This window comes from Undibacterium sp. TC4M20W (assembly GCF_049340245.1).
Taxonomy (GTDB): Bacteria; Pseudomonadota; Gammaproteobacteria; order Burkholderiales; family Burkholderiaceae_D; genus Undibacterium.
Genome location: NZ_JBMPPI010000023.1, coordinates 13,384 through 31,348 on the forward strand (window position 1 = coordinate 13,384; position 17,965 = coordinate 31,348).

At 51.9% G+C, this 17,965-nt stretch carries 15 protein-coding genes; all 15 read right to left on the reverse strand.

Annotated elements, in window-relative coordinates; translation table 11 throughout:
* Positions 1–228: 228 nt before the first annotated feature.
* Positions 229–1,137, reverse strand: coding sequence for a hypothetical protein (locus ACO0LL_RS22280; protein WP_422953013.1), 909 nt, complete (start codon positions 1,135–1,137; stop codon positions 229–231).
* A gap of 208 nt (positions 1,138–1,345) precedes the next feature.
* Positions 1,346–2,434, reverse strand: coding sequence for an alpha/beta hydrolase family esterase (locus ACO0LL_RS22285; protein ID WP_422953014.1), 1,089 nt, complete (start codon positions 2,432–2,434; stop codon positions 1,346–1,348).
* A gap of 39 nt (positions 2,435–2,473) precedes the next feature.
* On the reverse strand, positions 2,474–4,168 hold the full coding sequence (locus ACO0LL_RS22290) for a thiamine pyrophosphate-binding protein (RefSeq protein ID WP_422953015.1): 1,695 nt from the start codon (positions 4,166–4,168) through the stop codon (positions 2,474–2,476).
* 245 nt (positions 4,169–4,413) lie between these two features.
* Positions 4,414–6,204: an acyl-CoA dehydrogenase gene (locus tag ACO0LL_RS22295; RefSeq protein WP_422953016.1), complete on the reverse strand. Its 1,791-nt coding sequence runs from the start codon at positions 6,202–6,204 to the stop codon at positions 4,414–4,416.
* A gap of 250 nt (positions 6,205–6,454) precedes the next feature.
* Positions 6,455–7,384, reverse strand: a complete 930-nt coding sequence (locus ACO0LL_RS22300; protein WP_422953017.1) for an electron transfer flavoprotein subunit alpha/FixB family protein — start codon at positions 7,382–7,384, stop codon at positions 6,455–6,457.
* A gap of 88 nt (positions 7,385–7,472) precedes the next feature.
* A complete protein-coding gene (locus ACO0LL_RS22305) occupies positions 7,473–8,225 on the reverse strand; it encodes an electron transfer flavoprotein subunit beta/FixA family protein (RefSeq protein ID WP_422953018.1) in 753 nt (250 codons plus the stop codon).
* A 433-nt stretch (positions 8,226–8,658) separates the two neighbouring features.
* Positions 8,659–8,886: a sulfurtransferase TusA family protein gene (locus ACO0LL_RS22310; protein ID WP_162042138.1), complete on the reverse strand. Its 228-nt coding sequence runs from the start codon at positions 8,884–8,886 to the stop codon at positions 8,659–8,661.
* A 338-nt stretch (positions 8,887–9,224) separates the two neighbouring features.
* Entirely contained in the window at positions 9,225–9,743 is a 519-nt protein-coding gene (locus ACO0LL_RS22315) for an NUDIX domain-containing protein (RefSeq protein WP_422953019.1), read from the reverse strand.
* Between the two features lie 7 nt (positions 9,744–9,750).
* Positions 9,751–10,269, reverse strand: coding sequence for a GNAT family N-acetyltransferase (locus ACO0LL_RS22320; RefSeq protein WP_162059640.1), 519 nt, complete (start codon positions 10,267–10,269; stop codon positions 9,751–9,753).
* Positions 10,266–12,878, reverse strand: coding sequence for an alanine--tRNA ligase (gene alaS, locus ACO0LL_RS22325; protein WP_422953020.1), 2,613 nt, complete (start codon positions 12,876–12,878; stop codon positions 10,266–10,268). The genes ACO0LL_RS22320 and alaS overlap by 4 nt, the downstream gene beginning before the upstream one ends.
* Positions 12,879–13,227: 349 nt before the next feature.
* A complete protein-coding gene (locus ACO0LL_RS22330) occupies positions 13,228–13,572 on the reverse strand; it encodes a hypothetical protein (protein WP_422953021.1) in 345 nt (114 codons plus the stop codon).
* Between the two features lie 168 nt (positions 13,573–13,740).
* Positions 13,741–15,033 carry a hypothetical protein gene (locus ACO0LL_RS22335; protein ID WP_422953022.1) on the reverse strand — a complete coding sequence of 431 codons (1,293 nt, stop codon included), beginning with the start codon at positions 15,031–15,033 and terminating at the stop codon, positions 13,741–13,743.
* 2 nt (positions 15,034–15,035) lie between these two features.
* Positions 15,036–15,827, reverse strand: a complete 792-nt coding sequence (locus ACO0LL_RS22340; protein WP_422953081.1) for an outer membrane lipoprotein-sorting protein — start codon at positions 15,825–15,827, stop codon at positions 15,036–15,038.
* A gap of 12 nt (positions 15,828–15,839) precedes the next feature.
* Positions 15,840–17,234 (reverse strand): ABC transporter permease, encoded by a 1,395-nt coding sequence (locus tag ACO0LL_RS22345; protein ID WP_422953023.1) that lies wholly within the window; start codon positions 17,232–17,234, stop codon positions 15,840–15,842.
* Positions 17,231–17,950, reverse strand: coding sequence for an ABC transporter ATP-binding protein (locus tag ACO0LL_RS22350; RefSeq protein WP_422953024.1), 720 nt, complete (start codon positions 17,948–17,950; stop codon positions 17,231–17,233). Before ACO0LL_RS22350 ends, ACO0LL_RS22345 begins: the two co-directional genes overlap by 4 nt.
* Positions 17,951–17,965: the final 15 nt, after the last annotated feature.

A 17,965-nucleotide genomic window follows, 5' to 3' on the forward strand; every position in this document is an offset into this window, starting at 1 on the left:
TAAAGATGAGCCATTTTTATTTGAACGCCTGCAATCAGATTGCAGGCATTTTTTTAACGCACAAACAAGGCAATCAAAATAACGATAGGAAGGGGTATGCCAAGTAACAAAAGCAGGATTGAACGCATGATAGGCTCCAGATATTAATAATTTTTTGTTTGCCCCTGCTCCGCTATGGAGCAGGGATGAGTTTTAAGCAGATGTTTTTGCTGACTTATTTTTGCTGACTTATACAATCACATGTGCTTCGTCACGTTGACGACCACCCAGTGTTGCTGCCAGGCTGGCGACGAAAGCACCCAGCAGCAAGGCCACGAACATCCACAGCGCAGAGTTTGCAGCAGCTTTACGGGCCTGGTCAGCGGCGGTTTTAGCCGTATTTTTTGCGTCGGTAACTGACTGGTTCAGTTGATTAAATACAGTATCAACGCGTTTTGTCGCATCTATCTGTGTCATGTCGGTGCGCTTGGCAACCAGCTTGGCCAGGTAATCACGGTCACCTGGTGACAGCGAACCGTTGGCGATACCCGTCGCCAGGATGCGGCCAACTTCCATGCGAGCTCCGCTGCTATTGCCAGTGCCAGCACTAGCGCCATCGGCAGGTGCGGTCGCCGTTTGCTCAGTACGCAAAAGCATATCCGTAAAATAATCTGCCGGATTGACCTTGGCATTACCCACTACCGCTGCTGTTGCAGTCACAGCAGTGCCTGCGGCATCTGCTGCGCCACTGAGCATGCTTTGCGCTGCACTGGCGAGCAAGCCCACCGTCAACAACGAGGCAACTGCCCATGCCAGCATGCCGTGCGCTGTGTCACGGAAATACACTTCATTGTCATGCACATTACTCCACTTGGTACGCAAGCGGCCCGCGATATAACCACCAATGCCAGACGCTGCAAGTTGCGTGAAGCCTATCCAGGCGATGGTGGAAATACCCATCACCGTCGCATTATAAGACCACGGTGATACTGCGGACAGGCCAAGGCCAGCACCCAGCATCAACAAGATTAGCGACAGCGCCGCTGCCGCCACCGCGCCACCAATCACTGCACCCCAGGACACACCAGAAGTGCCTGTACGGGATGCATTTTCTTGAGTGACTACCAACATGTTTGCTTCAGTAGTATTGTTATTCATATAGGTATCCATCTGCTTTCAATTGGTTAGGACTTACGCAATAAAATCTCAGGCTTTTTCTTGATTAAAAATGACCAGAGAACAGCTTCAGAATAGGTCACGCCAGCTTTTACGTCTGTGTGTTGCTTAACACTGGGAAATGATTTTTTGCAGATAAAACAGGAGATGAAAGCAGGAGATGTATTTGCGCAACAGCGTTCAGAATTGATCAGGATGAATAAGCAAACTGCTTGCTGGCAAAAGCCCAGATCATGGCTGTGGCATCTGGCCCTTTGGGATCACTGTAAGCAAACCCCTTGGCACCGCCACTCCAGGCATGCTCCAGCCCATTTACGTCACACAAACTGACGACGACTTGCCCCTGTGCACGATAGTCAGTAATGGTGGATGGATAACGCGCACCGCGCTGCACAGTGCGCGGCTTGCCTGCTTTCGCACCGACCTGCATAGCCCATTGCTGCGCGGCCAGTGTGCCATTGACAGGAGAGACTATGCGGTCCTTACTACCCTGTATCACCAGCAAGGCAGGCAGCTTGATACCAGCAGGCAAAGGCGCTGGAAGCAAGCGCCGCCCGCGCATTGCCATGATGGCAGTCGCAGAAGAATGGGCAAGCCCTGTGGCGATGCCTGAATGCATGATTAGCGCGCTAAAGCGCCTGGGGTGACTCACCGCCAGCAAGGCTGCCATGCTGGCACCGGCAGACAGCCCTGCTATTGCAATACGTTGCTGATCTACAGGCTGCAACAGGCATACCTGATCAATCACGGCATCAATGGACGCCGCCTCGCGTTGCGCGCGGCCAGAACGGGTGTCATACCAGTTCCAGCATGCCTGGGCATTCGATAGTTTTTCTTGCTCTGGGTAAAGGACGAGAAAGCGCTTGCGGGCAGCAAGCTGATTCATCTTGCTGCTGGCCGCCAGTGCCCCGGCATCTTGCAAACAACCATGCAACATGACCATGAGCGGCAGACGCTCCGTACGCGTGATACCGGGTGGCCGGTACAGGTAATAGCGCCGCAAGCCAGCCATGCCAGGTGTCATACCAGAGGTCAAGCTGGCAATTTGAACTGCGCCTGAGCTTGGCACTGGCTTTGTGGTTTTTTTTGTTTTCGCTGATGCGCGTGGCTTGGCACTCTTAAGCAAGCTGGCTGGCTTGCGCTTGGCTGCCTTTGGTACAACTGCTGCCAGTGTTTTTTTGATCGCACTGGCACCAGTCCGCGTTGCCGCTTTTGTCATCTTGTTCAAGATGCTTTTGAAGGATTTGCTCCATACTGCCTTGCTGGTGCGCTTGGTCATTTATCCCTTAGTGACTTAATGGCTTAGTGACTCAGTTGCTCAGCCACCGCGCAAAGCGAGCAAAGCTTCTTTCACCCGCGCCAGGCCAAACCGCCAGATCTGGTCCAGATGAATATGCGGCATGGATGGCAATTCTGAAGGATCGATAAACACATTCAAGACCGCCGGGCCGCTGGTGGCCAGCAACTGACGCAAGCCATCTTCCAGCTCACTTGATTTCTTCACCGTGAATCCAGATGCGCCACAAGCGACTGCAAAGGCAGCAAAATCCATATTCGGAAATGTGCTGCCCTTATCAGCAGGCAAGCCTGCCTCTTCCATTTCAATATGCACCAGACCCCATTGCTGGTTATTGAATACCACCACTTTCACGGGCAGGCGATGTTCTACGCTGGTCATGAATTCGCCCAGCAACATGGTAAAGCCGCCATCACCCACCGCGACGATGACTTGCCTGTCGCGGTTCAGGGCCTGTACGCCATTGGCCTGGCCAAGGCTGGTACCAACTGCGGCATTATTGAATGACGCAAGTATCCTTTGCTGGCCGGATTGTTGCAGCCAGTTGCCACACCACAGTGTCACTTCACCAGTATCAATAATGATGGCAGCATCTGCTTTCGCGTGCCTGCTGATACTACGCGCCAGGGCTTGTGGATTGACAGGCTCATTGCCGTTTTCCAGCTCTGCTTTCTTGTCCAGCATCTCATCCCACTTTTTGCGAGCTTCTGTCACAGTTTGCAAAAAATCTTGTTCTTCGCGCTGTGGCAATTGTTCAAGAAGCTGCATGAGAGTGGGCTTGATGGCACCGACTATGCCGAGCTGCACACCAGTGCGACGCCCCATTACCTCAGCACGCAAATCGATTTGTATCACTTTGCCGTTCTTCGGTAGGTATTCGGTATAGGGATAGTCTGTACCCAGCATCAATACCATGTCTGCATTTTGCAGGGCATCAACACCAGGTGCACCACCGATCAGACCGACCCCGCCTATCCACAGCGGGTGATTGTGTACCACCATGTCCTTGCCGCGAAAGGTGTGCATCACAGGCGCCTGCAAGCGTTCTGCCAGTTGCAGCACTTGCGTGACAGCCGAGCGGCAACCAGTGCCGGCAAAAATCGCGATTTTCTTTGATTGCTTGATCAGGTGCACTGCCACGGCCACGTCTTCAGGATCAGCCGCCATTTCTGGCGAAGCGCGCAAAGTGGCGAGGCTACCCATTTTGGCATCGGTTTTTGCAGAAAATACGTCTGGCGGAATATTCAGATGGGCCACGCCGTGCATGCCATAAGCATGCGCAATCGCCTGGTGGAATATATGCGCGGCCTGCTCGGCATTTGTCAGGGTTTGGGTATACACCGCAACATCGCGGAACAATAAATCAGGTGTATTTTCTTGCAGATAGTCATTACCCCTCTGGGCAGCAGGAACGCCGCCAGAGATCGCCAATACCGGCGCATGGTCTTTATGCGCCTCATACAAACCGGCAATCAGGTGATTGGCACCTGGGCCAGTGGTGCCGCAACAGACGGCCAGTTTGCCAGTTAATTTGGCCTGGCCTGCGGCAGCGAGGGCAGCACCTTCTTCATGTCTTACGCCTATCCACTCTATGTCTTTGTGGCGGCGTATGGCATCAGTAAAGGGATTGAGCGCATCACCCACGACACCAAATATCTGACGTACACCAATGTCATATAAGGTAGCGACCAAAAATTCAGCGACTGTTTGTTGCATAAGATACTCCTCATCAGGGACAGCCACACGATCTTGGCGGGCAGCATTAATAATGGCAAAAGATGCCGATTAATGATAATAGAGACGATCGCGACAATGCTCTATGCGCTAACGCACACAGGATTCAGGGAGGATAAAAGAAAAAATAGACTGGATACCGCCATAAAAAAAATGGCTCATTCAGATAAATGAGCCATTTTTTACAACAGGCAATTTAACTTGCTAGCGTTTTACTACAACAACCATCAGAACTGGTCTTCAGACAAAGCCATGACACCAGCACTACCATCGACAATCGCTGAACGCAAACCTTGTGCTGCCGACAGGATATGGTCAGCAAAATAGCGGGCAGTTGCGATCTTGGCTTTCAAGAAAGCGGCATCGCCCTCACCTGCATCCAGTTTTTGCTGAGCGATGATGGCAGCACGCGCCATTTGCCAGCCGCCGAAAACGATGCCTGCTAGTTTCAGGTACAGGACACTGCCTGCAAACACGCCCTTGATGTCTTGTTTGAAATTGGTGACGACGTAGTCAACAACGTCTTCCAGCGCTGCAGTACCTGCTGCCAGTTGGCGCTGTATAGCCAGCATGTCGACAGAACCAATAGCCGTCAATTGTGCTTCTGTCGCGCGCATGTCAGCGATAAAGGCTTTTGCAGTCGCGCCGCCATCGCGTGAAGTCTTGCGGCCTACCAGGTCATTTGCCTGGATGGCCGTGGTGCCTTCATAGATAGTCAGAATCTTGGCATCGCGGTAGTGTTGTGCGGCTCCGGTTTCTTCGATGAAGCCCATGCCACCATGCACCTGCACGCCAGTCGATGTGACATCCAGCGACATTTCTGTTGACCAGCCTTTGACGATAGGTACCAGGTATTCATACTTGGCCTGGTTGGCCTTGCGTACTGCAGCATCTGCATGGTGATGGGCAAAGTCACTGATACCGGCAGCGACGTAGGCCAGTGCGCGCGCACCCTCGGTCTGGGCACGCATGGACATCAGCATGCGGCGTACGTCAGGATGCTTGATGATGGCAACCGGGCCAGCAGAACCTGCCAGGTCACGCGATTGCACGCGGTCTTTGGCGTATTGCACTGCCTTCTGATAAGCGCGTTCTGCCACGCCTATGCCTTGCATGCCAACACCAAAGCGGGCAGCATTCATCATGATGAACATATATTCGAGGCCGCGGTTTTCTTCACCAACCAGCGTGCCTATCGCGCCGCCGTTGTCACCAAATTGCAGTACAGCAGTCGGGCTGGCCTTGATGCCCAGCTTGTGTTCTATCGATACGCAATGTGCATCATTGCGTGCACCCAAGCTGCCATCGGCATTGACCAAAAACTTGGGCACGATGAACAGGGAAATACCTTTGACGCCTTCTGGCGCATCAGGTGTACGTGCCAGCACCAGGTGGACGATATTTTCTGCCATATCGTGTTCACCATAGGTGATGAAAATCTTGGTGCCATAGACTTTAAAGCTACCATCGCCTTGCGGCACGGCACGGCTGCGCACCATCGCCAGGTCAGAACCGGCTTGCGGTTCCGTCAGGTTCATGGTGCCTGTCCATTTACCGGAAATCAGGTTTTCCAGATAGATGGCTTTTTGCTCGTCACTGCCTGCAGTCAGCAGAGCTTCAATCGCGCCATCGGTCAAAAGAGGACACAGGGCAAACGAGATGCTGGCTGCATTGAGCATTTCTATGCACGGCGTTGCCACCAGCTTGGGCAAGCCCTGGCCGCCAAATTCTTGCGGATGCTGCACACCCTGCCAGCCTGCCTCACCAAACATCTTGAAGGCTTCTTTAAAGCCCTTGCTGGTGAAGACTTCGCCATCTTTCCAATAGCTTGGTGCCATATCACCCGGGAAGTTCAAAGGGGCAACCACTTCGCCAGCAAACTTGGCGTTTTCTTCCAGCACAGCTTCTACGGTTTCTGCTGTCGCATCTTCACAGCCAGGTAAGGCATTGACTTCCGCCAGACCAGCCAGTTCGTTGATGAGGAACAGCATGTCCTTGACAGGGGCAACATAGCTCATTTTTGTATCCCAAAAAAAGAAAAAGGGGCAGGTCAGAAGATCGCTTAAATATTGCGATAAACCGCTTACCTGCCCCCAGTCAGATCACTAAGGTGACCAACAAATTACGTGAATCAAGGAATCCCTGAGGAAGCGTAGCGAGCGGCGTTAGTTTGGCTCATTGAAAACCCGGAAGCGCTTCGTACGACTGTACGGCGAGCATCGCAGGCCCAAAATAGCGTAGCGCAGTAGCTTAATCAGGGGTTCCTTTTTAGCCCAGCTCAGCAACCAATTGTGGAACGATATCAAACAGATCGCCTACGATGCCATAGTCAGCGACCGAGAAAATTGGCGCTTCTGGATCTTTGTTAATCGCCACGATGACTTTGGAATCTTTCATACCGGCCAGATGCTGGATCGCGCCAGAGATACCGACGGCGATATACAGTTGCGGAGCAACGATCTTGCCGGTTTGTCCAACTTGCCAGTCATTCGGTACGAAGCCAGCATCCACCGCAGCGCGGGATGCACCCATGGCTGCACCCAGCTTGTCAGCCAGCGGTTCCAGAATCTTGAAGTTGTCGCCAGAACCCATGCCACGGCCACCGGAAACGATGACTTTGGCAGCTGTCAGTTCAGGACGGTCAGACTTGGCCACTTCGCGCGAAACAAATGCAGATTTGCCAGAGTCAGCAACAGCAGCAACAGTTTCCACAGCAGCAGAACCACCAGTGGCAGCAGCATCAAAACCTGTAGTACGTACAGTGATGACCTTGATCGCGTCTGTCGATTGCACAGTCGCGATGGCATTACCAGCATAGATAGGACGCTCGAAAGTGTCAGGACTGTCTACCTTGGTGATTTCAGAGATTTGCGATACGTCAAGCTTGGCAGCAACGCGTGGCAAAATGTTTTTGCCGTAGGCAGTTGCTGGTGCCAGGATGTGGCTGTAACCAGAAGCGATTGCCAATACTTGCTCGGCAATGTTCTCTGCCAGGCCATCTGCAAAATGCGCTGCATCTGCATGCAATACTTTACTGACCCCAGCGATTTGCGCAGCAGCTTGTGCAACTGCGCCAGCATTGTGGCCAGCAACCAGTACGTGTACATCTGCGCCGCATTGTGCAGCAGCAGTAACAGTGTTCAATGTGCTGCCCTTGAGGCCAGCGTTGTCGTGTTCAGCGATGACGAGTGTAGTCATGATGTCTTCCACTTGATGTGTTGTCAGGATCAATATCCGGGCAACAAAAATTATTCTTAAATTCTGTCTTTATGAAAGCTGAAACCTATCAGCCAATAACCTTGGCTTCATTGCGCAGCTTGGCAACCAGAGTCGCTACGTCAGGTACTTTGATACCGGCGCTGCGTTTTGGTGGTTCAGTGACTTTCAAAGTCTTGACACGGGAAGCAACGTCCACACCCAGGTCTGCCGGTTTGACATTGTCCAGTTGTTTTTTCTTGGCCTTCATGATGTTAGGCAAAGTCACATAACGTGGCTCATTCAAACGCAAGTCTGTCGTGATGATGGCTGGCAGTGTCAGGGACAATGTTTCCAGACCGCCATCGACTTCACGGGTGACTGTGGCTTTACCATCTGCAACGGTGACTTTGGAGGCAAAAGTCGCTTGTGGCCAGCCCAGCAGGGCCGCCAGCATCTGGCCAGTCTGGTTGCTGTCATCATCAATCGCCTGTTTGCCGAGGATGATCAGTTGTGGTTGTTCTTTGTCAGCCAGTGCCTTGAGCAATTTGGCGACGGCCAGCGGTTGCAGTTCTGCATCGCTTTCGACCAGGATGCCGCGGTCAGCACCAATCGCCATAGCAGTACGCAGGGTTTCCTGGCATTGCGCCACGCCGCAAGAAACAGCGATCACCTCTGTCACAACGCCAGCTTCTTTCAGGCGGGTCGCTTCTTCAACAGCAATTTCATCAAATGGGTTCATGGACATTTTGACGTTGGCGATATCAACGCCAGAGCCATCAGATTTGACGCGTACTTTGACGTTGTAATCGACGACGCGTTTGACTGGTACCAGGACTTTCATAGTTCTGCCTTTATGAGCTAATTGGGGAATACCGAATTTAATACCGATTTATACGAAACTTGCTACGAATGTTAAAGCTTGATACTGAAAACTTGCTGCCTTGACGTATTTTGCATTGCGGGACGAACTGGGTGGCGTGCACCGCACTGCTGCACCAAACGTCTCATCTTACTGCGCTTTCGCGTCTGCAAATTGACGTATACGTAAATTCTATTGATTATAAAACGAAAACATCAAGATTTTGCACAATTTAGCACGAGCGTTCTTTTTAATCCACTTTACCACTAGAGCAGAATGCCTAATCCACCATGCTTGAGACTGGGCCAGAGATGCGTCAACTATGAAAAGTGCATTCCTTAATACAAAAAACCCGCAACAGGTTGCGGGTTTTTATTTGCTGCTTTGCCGATGGGTATATGCAGACTGGAAAGACTTATTTGCGCTTGATGAAATACTCAAACTCTTTGCTGCCTTCCTGATGCGACAACAGCTCATTGCCGGTTTGCTTGGAAAAGGCCTTGAAGTCCCTGACCGAACCAGGATCAGTCGCCAGCACATGCAACACTTCACCAGTGAGCATTTCGGCCAGCGCCTTTTTAGTCTTTAAAATTGGAAGAGGACAGTTCAGTCCGCGTGCATCCAGTTCTTTATTGAATTGCATGATTTCCCCAGAAATACAAATTGAGTAAGCTAATTCGCCCGACAATTGATGCACCAATTCTACCGGAATTTTCATTCGCATGGTGCATCGCAGCAGACTAACAACAAAAGACCAAATATTTTAAAAAGTTTTCGCACGGAAATGGTGCAAAAAACTAAAAATCTTCGTTTAAAGCCTACATTCTCATCTTAGACAATAAACTTACTGCTGGCTTACTTAATGGAGATATTTCACTAAAACAATTGTTAAACTGGTTTTTTTATTGGCAATTGCACATAAAATCCTGCGCTTCCGGGCATTTTTGTGTCTTCATCGTTTTGCATTGCAAAAGACTCAAGCTATTTATTTTCCCATTCCCGGTAAACCGGTTCCAGGCCTCGCGTACGCATCCAGTCAGCCATGGCATGGCCGGTACCGGCATTCCAGGGCCTGAGTTTTTCGGGTTCGATGAGACGATATTCCAGCAATTCTGGCGACAGGCTGACTGTGCCGGATGCCTTGACGTGATAGGCGATGATGAGTTCGTTTTTACGGATGAATTCATAAACACCAATCAGGGTGATTTCATCCGCATCAAGATCGGTTTCTTCCTTGAGCTCGCGGGCCACGCCCTGCTCCGGGGTTTCGCCACGCTCCATAAAGCCGGTGATCAGGGCGAAAGTGTTTTCTGGCCAGGCAGCATTGCGCGCCAACAGTACCTTGTCTTCAAACTCGACCAGCGCAGCCAGTACAGGCAAGGGATTGTCCCAATGGGTCCAATGCCCTTCAGGGCAAACCAGCCTGAGCTTGCCTGCTTCCTGTTCATCGGGACGTTCTATCAGGGATGTTGCACATACTGGGCAAAACTTTAATTCCATGCTGACCTCAGGTTTCCCTCAACGGTATCATCGCCTGCTTGGGATGCAGGCGCGCCATGGCATAACTATCGACGTACTGGCCATTGCGAAAAGCATAGGCACGCATGGTGCCCTCTTTTTCAAAGCCAAATTTTTTATACAGATGGATGGCCGCAGTGTTATCGCAAAACACCGTCAATTCCAGGCGCAGGAGATTGAGCCAGTTATCCGACAAATTCAGCAACTCGGTCAGTAGTGCCGTGCCTATGCCGCGCCCGGAAAAAGAGTCAGCTACCCCCATGCCTAGCGAGGCAACATGACTACGCCTTTGCTTTTTTTCCATATGCAGGCTGGCCATACCCACCACCACACCATCATAGATAGCGACCAGGCGGGTATCATTGGGGTCAGCCTTTTCCAGCCGCTCTTGCCATATCTCTGTTGTTGGGTGAGGCAATTGCAAAGTACCTGCATAGGTGCCACCACTGGCGAACACCCTTTGCAGTTGGGCCGCATCTGAAACTTCAGCGCGGCGTATATGTATCATAGACGTGAAGTTACCCATTCAGTCACACCCTCCAAGGCTTTTGTCAGACCACTGGCATCAGTACCACCCGCTTGCGCCATGTCAGGACGGCCACCACCTTTGCCGCCAACTTGCTGCGCTACAAAGTTAACCAGGTCACCCGCCTTGACTTTGGATGTGGTATCCGCTGTCACACCAGCAATCAGGCTGACCTTGCCATCATTAACTGCCGCCAGCACGATGGCGGCAGTTTTCAGCTTGTCTTTAAGTTTGTCCATGGTTTCACGCAGAGCTGTCACGTCAGCGCCTTGCAACGTCGCAGCCAGCACCTTGATACCTTTGACATCAACAGCCTGATTCACCAGATCATCGCCCTGGCTGGAAGCCATTTTTGATTTCAGTGTTGCCAGCTCTTTTTCCAAAGCCTTGACGTGATCCTGCACCTGACCGATACGAAGGGTCAATTCTTCTGGCTGGGTTTTCAGGGCGGCTGCAGCTTCATTGATGCGGCTGTTCAGGTTTTGTACCAGCGCCAGCGCGACTTCACCAGTCACCGCCTCAACACGACGGATACCGGCAGCAACGCCACCTTCAGCAACGATCTTGAACAGGCCGATATCGCCAGTACGGGATACGTGAGTACCACCGCACAATTCGCGGGAAGTACCGATGTCGAGCACGCGCACTTCATCGCCATATTTTTCGCCAAACAGTGCCATCGCACCATGCTTGACAGCATCGTCATAGCCCATGACTTGTGCCTGGGTAGCGACGTTGGCCAGAATTTCACGGTTGACGATGGTTTCTACCTGACGGATTTCATCCGCAGTCATAGGGCCATTGTGGCTAAAGTCGAAACGGGTTTTTTCCACATCCACCAGAGAGCCTTTTTGTGCGACATGGCTGCCCAGTACTTCACGCAAGGCCTTGTGCATCAAATGCGTGGCAGAGTGATTGCGCATGGTTTGTGCGCGGATTTCTGCATTCACTTCAGCCTTCAGGCTTTGTGCCACACTAAGGCTGCCGGACTTCAGGACGCCATGATGACCGAATACATCAGCCTGTACTTTCAGCGTATCGCTGACTTCAAACACGGCACCATCGGCTGTCACCAGTACACCGGAATCGCCAGCCTGACCGCCGGATTCAGCATAGAAAGGCGTGGTATCAAGAACGACGATTGCCTTTTGGCCTGCCTTGATTTCATTGACAGCAGTACCATCAACATACAGGGCTATCACTTTGGCTTCATGTTGCAATTGATCGTAACCAACGAATTTGGTTTTTTCACCGGAGTACTCGACACTTGCACCCATTTCAAACGTACTATTTTTGCGAGACTTGTTTTTTTGATCTTCCATTGCTTCTTGAAAACCAGCTTCATCAAGCTCGACTTTACGTTCACGACAAATATCGGCAGTCAAATCAATAGGGAAGCCATAAGTATCGTATAAGGCGAATGCTGTTTTGCCATCCAGATACTTGCTATCTTTTGCCAATGCAGCTTCCAACAACTTCATACCATTTTCCAGCGTTTCACCAAAGCGCACTTCTTCTTGCTTGATTACATCCGCAACCCGCTCAGCAGCTTCTGCCAACTCTGGATAGGCAACACCCATTTCCTTGACCAGATCAGGTACCAGCTTGTAGAAGAAAGGCTGGCTTTGGCCCAGCTTGTGGCCATGACGCAAGGCGCGACGGGTAATGCGGCGCAGCACATAACCACGGCCTTCATTGCCAGGGATGATGCCATCGACAATCAGGAAGCCGGCACAACGGATATGATCAGCAATCACGCGCAGGGAATTGTTTTCCAGATCCGTACAGCCGGTTTCACGCGCTGCTGCCTTGATCAGGTTCTGGAAAGTATCGATTTCATAGTTGGAATGCACATGTTGCAAAACTGCAGACAGACGCTCCAGGCCCATGCCGGTATCCACGCATGGTTTAGGCAAAGGGTTCAGGACACCCGCTTCATCTTTATTGAACTGCATGAATACGAGGTTCCAGATTTCAATGAAACGGTCGCCGTCTTCATCTGGTGAACCTGGAGGGCCGCCCCAGATTTCCGGACCGTGGTCATAGAAAATCTCGGTACAAGGGCCGCAAGGGCCGGTGTCAGCCATTTGCCAAAAATTGTCGGATGCATAGCGCGCACCCTTGTTGTCGCCGATGCGGATGATGCGCTCTACCGGTACGCCGATTTCGTTTTTCCAGATATCGTAGGCTTCGTCATCTTCCTGATAGACGGTGACGGTCAACTTGTCTTTTGGCAAGCCATAGACCGTCGTCAGCAATTCCCATGCATAGTGAATCGCGTCTTTCTTGAAATAATCGCCGAAAGAGAAATTGCCCAGCATTTCAAAGAAAGTGTGGTGACGCGCGGTGTAACCCACATTTTCCAGATCATTATGTTTACCGCCAGCACGTACGCTGCGTTGCGCTGTCGTGGCACGGGTGTAGGCACGTTTGTCCTGGCCGAGGAACACATCCTTGAACTGCACCATACCGGAGTTGGTGAACAGCAGGGTAGGATCATTGCCGGGTATCAGGCTGGAAGAGCGCACACGGGTATGGCCCTTGGATTCGAAAAAGCTAAGGAATTTATCGCGGATTTCTGACGAGTTCATAAATGATGGTTCTAAGCTGAAAAATGGGTGTAATAAGGGTTGTAACCACCGATTATACGGTATAAATTAAGCCGGATATGCTAGTGAGGTGATGGTAAGTAGGCAAGCTTGCCTGAAAATGACTTCAAAACTTCAAGACCTCTCAACACTGAGACACAGAGTCACAGAGAAAACCAGGAGGGGACGTAGAGAAGAAGCAGGAAAAAAAGCCATGGTAGCAGTGTTGCAAAAACACCATCCAACTACGTCTAACAACTGTTAGATAACACCACAATCCGCACCGCAGCAAAGAAAAAACCGCTGGTATCTACCAGCGGTTTTGCTTGCCTGTTCAGCTTTGGCTCTTAACTTAGTTAGTCGTCGTTGCCGCACTGGCATTGTGCTTTTTATTACGGATTTTCTTGCTGGCGCGGTTTTCTTCGTGTTCGAGTTTGGCGCGCTCAGCCGGTGTCACTACGCCATCTGCCTTGGCAGCCTGTTTATCACCCTCTATCTTGGCTTCACGTTTTTCCAGATTGCTGGCTTCTTTTGCTGTCAAAGCACCGCTTTCAACGCCCTTGGCGATGCGTTTTTGTTGTCTGTCCTGACGTTTTTCTACATTTGGCGTTGCCGGGTCCTGGGCAAAAACAGAACCGGCAACCAACGTCAGGGCAAGGGTAGTAGCAAGGGCGGCGGCGAGCTTGATGGATTTCATGAGTATTCCTTTGATTAAAAGTAGGCTTCCTGGGTCGATATGAGCACGCTGCCCATGCACCTATAACGAAGTCGCTGCTTTTTCCGATGACGGCAAAAAATGTAATCGATGTAAGTGCTGGTAACCACCACCGCAGTCTTGTAACAGACTAAAAATCCTTGTAACAGGCTAAAAATAATAACGCGCAAGCAATTGCCAGCTTTGCATTTGCGGTGCAGCGCCGTAATTGCTCAGGCTCTTGCCGCTGTTGCGCTGCCATTGCAGCGCGAACTCTGTGTGCTTCAGGTGGTAGCGCGCCTCCATCCATGACATGCGGCTGGAATCTGCTAGGTCATAGCGGCTCATCGCTGTCAGGTCCAGGTGATTGATCAGCGCATCTTGCCAGCTTGCATAGACAAAGACTGTGCGCTTGGCAGGTGTCTCTTGCACACCCTGCAGGTAACGGCGGTAAATGCCATAACTTTGTAGGGAAGCCTGCCCCAGACTATTCCATTTTTCCTGGTCCAGGCCACCGCCGTTGTATTCGAGTTCGGCTGTCAGCGATATCTTGTTGCTGGTGGTATAGGTCAGGCCAGTCGCGCTATGATTGCGAAACACACTGTCATCAGGATAAGTTATTCCGATTTGTCGCATGGCTTGTGCAAAGCTGGACTGGCTGCGCCCGCCCGACCATTCGGCAAACACGACGGTGGAATCATTGAGCAAGGCCGTGAGGTTCAAGCCGATTTGCACCGGCTGTTTTTCTGCCTTGTACAGCAAAAGCTGTGGCGTAATGCCGTCCATCACTTGCTGGCTCAAAGTCAGCAACCAGCGGTCTTGCCCATTGGTGGCGGCAACATCAGGGCTAAAGCTGGAGTAATTGCGCTCGTCAGCCAGTTTGGGTGAATACAGCGCAGTCAAAGAACCGCCACTCCACAGTTTTTGCCCCCGCAGCATGATACTGCCCTGACGGTTTTCCTTGAGACTCGCAGGATCTACCGACACCACAGACCGCAATGCAGATGTGCGGAAATAGTCGGTAGGGTTATAACCGAGCGCCACGCCATTGCGTGCGTTGATGCGTCCGAGGTCCAGTATCTGATCGGTCTGCACTTGCCAGCTCAGGTAGGCTTCTTTGATTGTATTAATGTCATGCGGCAACCCGATGGCCTGTGGCGGCCAGCTCACATCAAGACGATCAGACAGTACCGCGCGCCAGCCTGGCGCAAAGGAATTGTCATATTGCAGATCCAGCGACAGGCGCTGGAATTGTTGGCTGCTGCCGTCAAGACGCGCACGATTAGCGCCAGCCCCTGCCTCAACAAACAGACGCCAGTTGCGGGGCTGCTCAACCGTATTGGGCATCTGATCCGCAACTTTCAATGCATCTAGGTCGGGATCTTGCTGGGCATAAGCGTTCATTGCCAGCAAACCCATCAAGGCACAAATACCGGGTTTGAATGAAGATGGTTTGCGGCGCATCGTCATTCCGGTTTGAAGCGTGGCAGATAATCGCGCTGCAACCACTGGTCAGGCACTTCACGCTTGACCAGGCTGGAGTAACGCATCACCGTCACCCAGCTTGGGTCCAGGCCATCAATGATGACGGTCTCTGTCGGTCTGTCTATCCCTAACTGTTTTTCATAACGGCGGTAGTAGGCCGTCTTGAGCAGCTTGCCGCTTTCGGTATAAAACTTGGCCTTGACCGGGTGATTATTACCCACCTCTATCCACATGTCGATGTGATGATAAGTGGCGTCCGGCGTGCTGGCATTCATGCTCAACTTGTTGCAATGTTTGGTCTGGCGGTCGCCGTCCTGAGTGTCTTCTTCTACCGCACTCACGGCCTGGTAATCCTTGGCCAGGTTGACTGTCACCACATCACCATTCGATGCCTGGCCCAACAGGCGCTGTTGCGGTGACATGCGTATGCTGGCCTTGCTGCTGGGGTCGTAAAACCACAGGTCCTTGCCGCTGAAGAGTATCAGCTTGTTGGCGTCCCTGGTTGGCGCAACATAGCGTATCAGGCTGCGGAACTGGCCGCTGTTAGGATCAGCCTTGGAATAGATGGACAAGGTGCTGGTATCCGTCTGTTTACCGGCACGGTATTCGATGAGGGTATTGGTCAGGCCAAACGGATGATCAGGATTGCGCACCACATCACTGGCAGCCAGTATCTCTTGCGGGCTCTGAGCTGCCTGTACTGCCTGCGCGGCACCCATCATCAGGCCAGCCAAGGCAAGAAAAACTGCGTAAGTCTTCAAAGTTTTCATCATCATTCCTTATCCTTATACATGCCTCAGTGCATCAACAATCATGAGTCTCGATGCCCGGTTAGCTGGCAACCAGGCCGAGATCACCGTCACCAGCAAAAGACCAATAATACTGCCTATCAGTAAAGGGATATCTTGCCATACCCGCACCTGTATCAGGTAGGCATAGGAGTAACCTGGCGGTGTCCACGCTGCACCGCTGTTGTTGATCAGATAAGCGATCACCAGTGAGCCAAGCAGACCGCATACCGCACCTATCGCGCCCAGCAACACACCTTCACACAGGAACAGCCTGCGCAAGCCAGAACGACGCAAACCCATGGCGCGCAAGGTGCCTATTTCAACCGTGCGTTCTACCACGGCAGTGCTCATGGTATTGCCGATAGTGAAGAGGACAATCACGCCTATCAGTATGGAGATAAAGCCGAACATGGAATTCATGAATTGCACCGTCTGGCCATACATGGGGTTGAGTACCTTGAAATCCAGCAGCTCCAGCGCCTGCCCCTTGACATTCTGGTCCAGCAATTGTTGCAGACGGGCGCGCGCTGCTGGCATCTGCGATGTATGTTTCAACTGTATCTGTATCGCGGTTACCTGTGCCGTGCTATTACCATAAATCAGCTTTTGTGCCTGACTCAAATGCATGGCCATGTACACATCATCGAGTGCCTTGATGCCCATGTTCCTGGCGGTGATGACACTGAGGCTGGCAACATTCGGCGCACCATGTGAAGTTGCTGCCAGCATTTCTATTCGGGTGCCCTCTTCCTTGACGGTATTGCCCTGCTCCAGTGCGGACAGCGCTGCGATATCACCGGGGGCCTGGGCGCTATTGTCGGCGGGAGCGACAACTGTGTCATCCTGCTTGCAGTCTGGTACCTGCAAGGCCTTGCACAATTTGATCTTGCGCGCGACGCCCTCTCCTATGACCACTGCATCGGGGTTGCTGCCATTCAAAGGCAGGGGCTTGGCATAGCTTTGCATGCCGTAGTCATTCCAGTTCAGCATCTGGTTGCGCTCAGGTACAACGACGCCTAAAGCCAGTACCGAACGTGAAACACCTGCAGAAAAATTACCGGCCAGACCACCAAGCTGCAAGGTTGGCGTCACCACCACCAGCATGGAGGCCAGTTCCTTATCCTGTTTGACGAGATCAATGATGTGCTGATAATCAGCGATACCATAGGCGGTAGGATTATCGCCACCTTCGAGGAAATAACCCTGACGCTGGATTTGCAAGTGGCCGCTGCCCTGGATAAAACCGGTTTCCATGCCATAGGTGATATTCGAGCGGTAACCGCCAAACAACAGGATAGCAGTCAGGCCCACCACCATGGCCAGCAGGGTTGTCAATGAACGGCGGCGGTTCCTGAGCAGGTTGCGCAGGGCTAAGGAAAAAGTCTTCATACATGCAACTCCATCGCTACATTTTTTTGTTCTGCCTGCCGTTCTATATTCACGATGCGGCCATCGCGTATGAATATCGTGTCATCTGCCTCGGCCTGTACCTGCGGATCATGAGAAGAAAATACGAAGGAGACATGGCGCTCACGCTGCATTTTGCGCATCAGGCTGATGATGGCAGCACCGGTCTGGCTGTCGAGATTGGCAGTTGGCTCATCAGCCAGTACCAGCCTGGGTTCAGTTGCCAGTGCACGCGCAATCGCCACACGCTGGCGCTGGCCACCGGATAATTGACCTGGCAGGTTTTGCGCCCGGTCTGCCAGCCCTACTGCGTCCAGCAGGTCAAGCACGCGCTTCTTGCGTTCCCCTGCGGCGACCTTGGCCAGGATCAGTGGATATTCGACGTTTTCATAGGTATTCAGAACAGGCAGCAGATTGAAATTCTGGAAAATAAAACCCAGGTGACGCGCCCGGAAATCTGACAAGGCATCATCAGACATTTGATGCACCGCCTGGTCAGCGACGATCACTTCGCCACTGTCTGCCCTGTCTATGCATCCGATGAGATTCAGCAATGTGGTTTTGCCGCTGCCAGAAGGGCCAGAAATCACAGTAAAACAATTAGCCCGCAATTGTAGGTTGATATCGACCAGTGCGGGCACATCGACCGCATCGAGGTGATAGGTTTTCATGACTTGCTTCAGTACTACGGGATACATAGTTACTCCAGTATG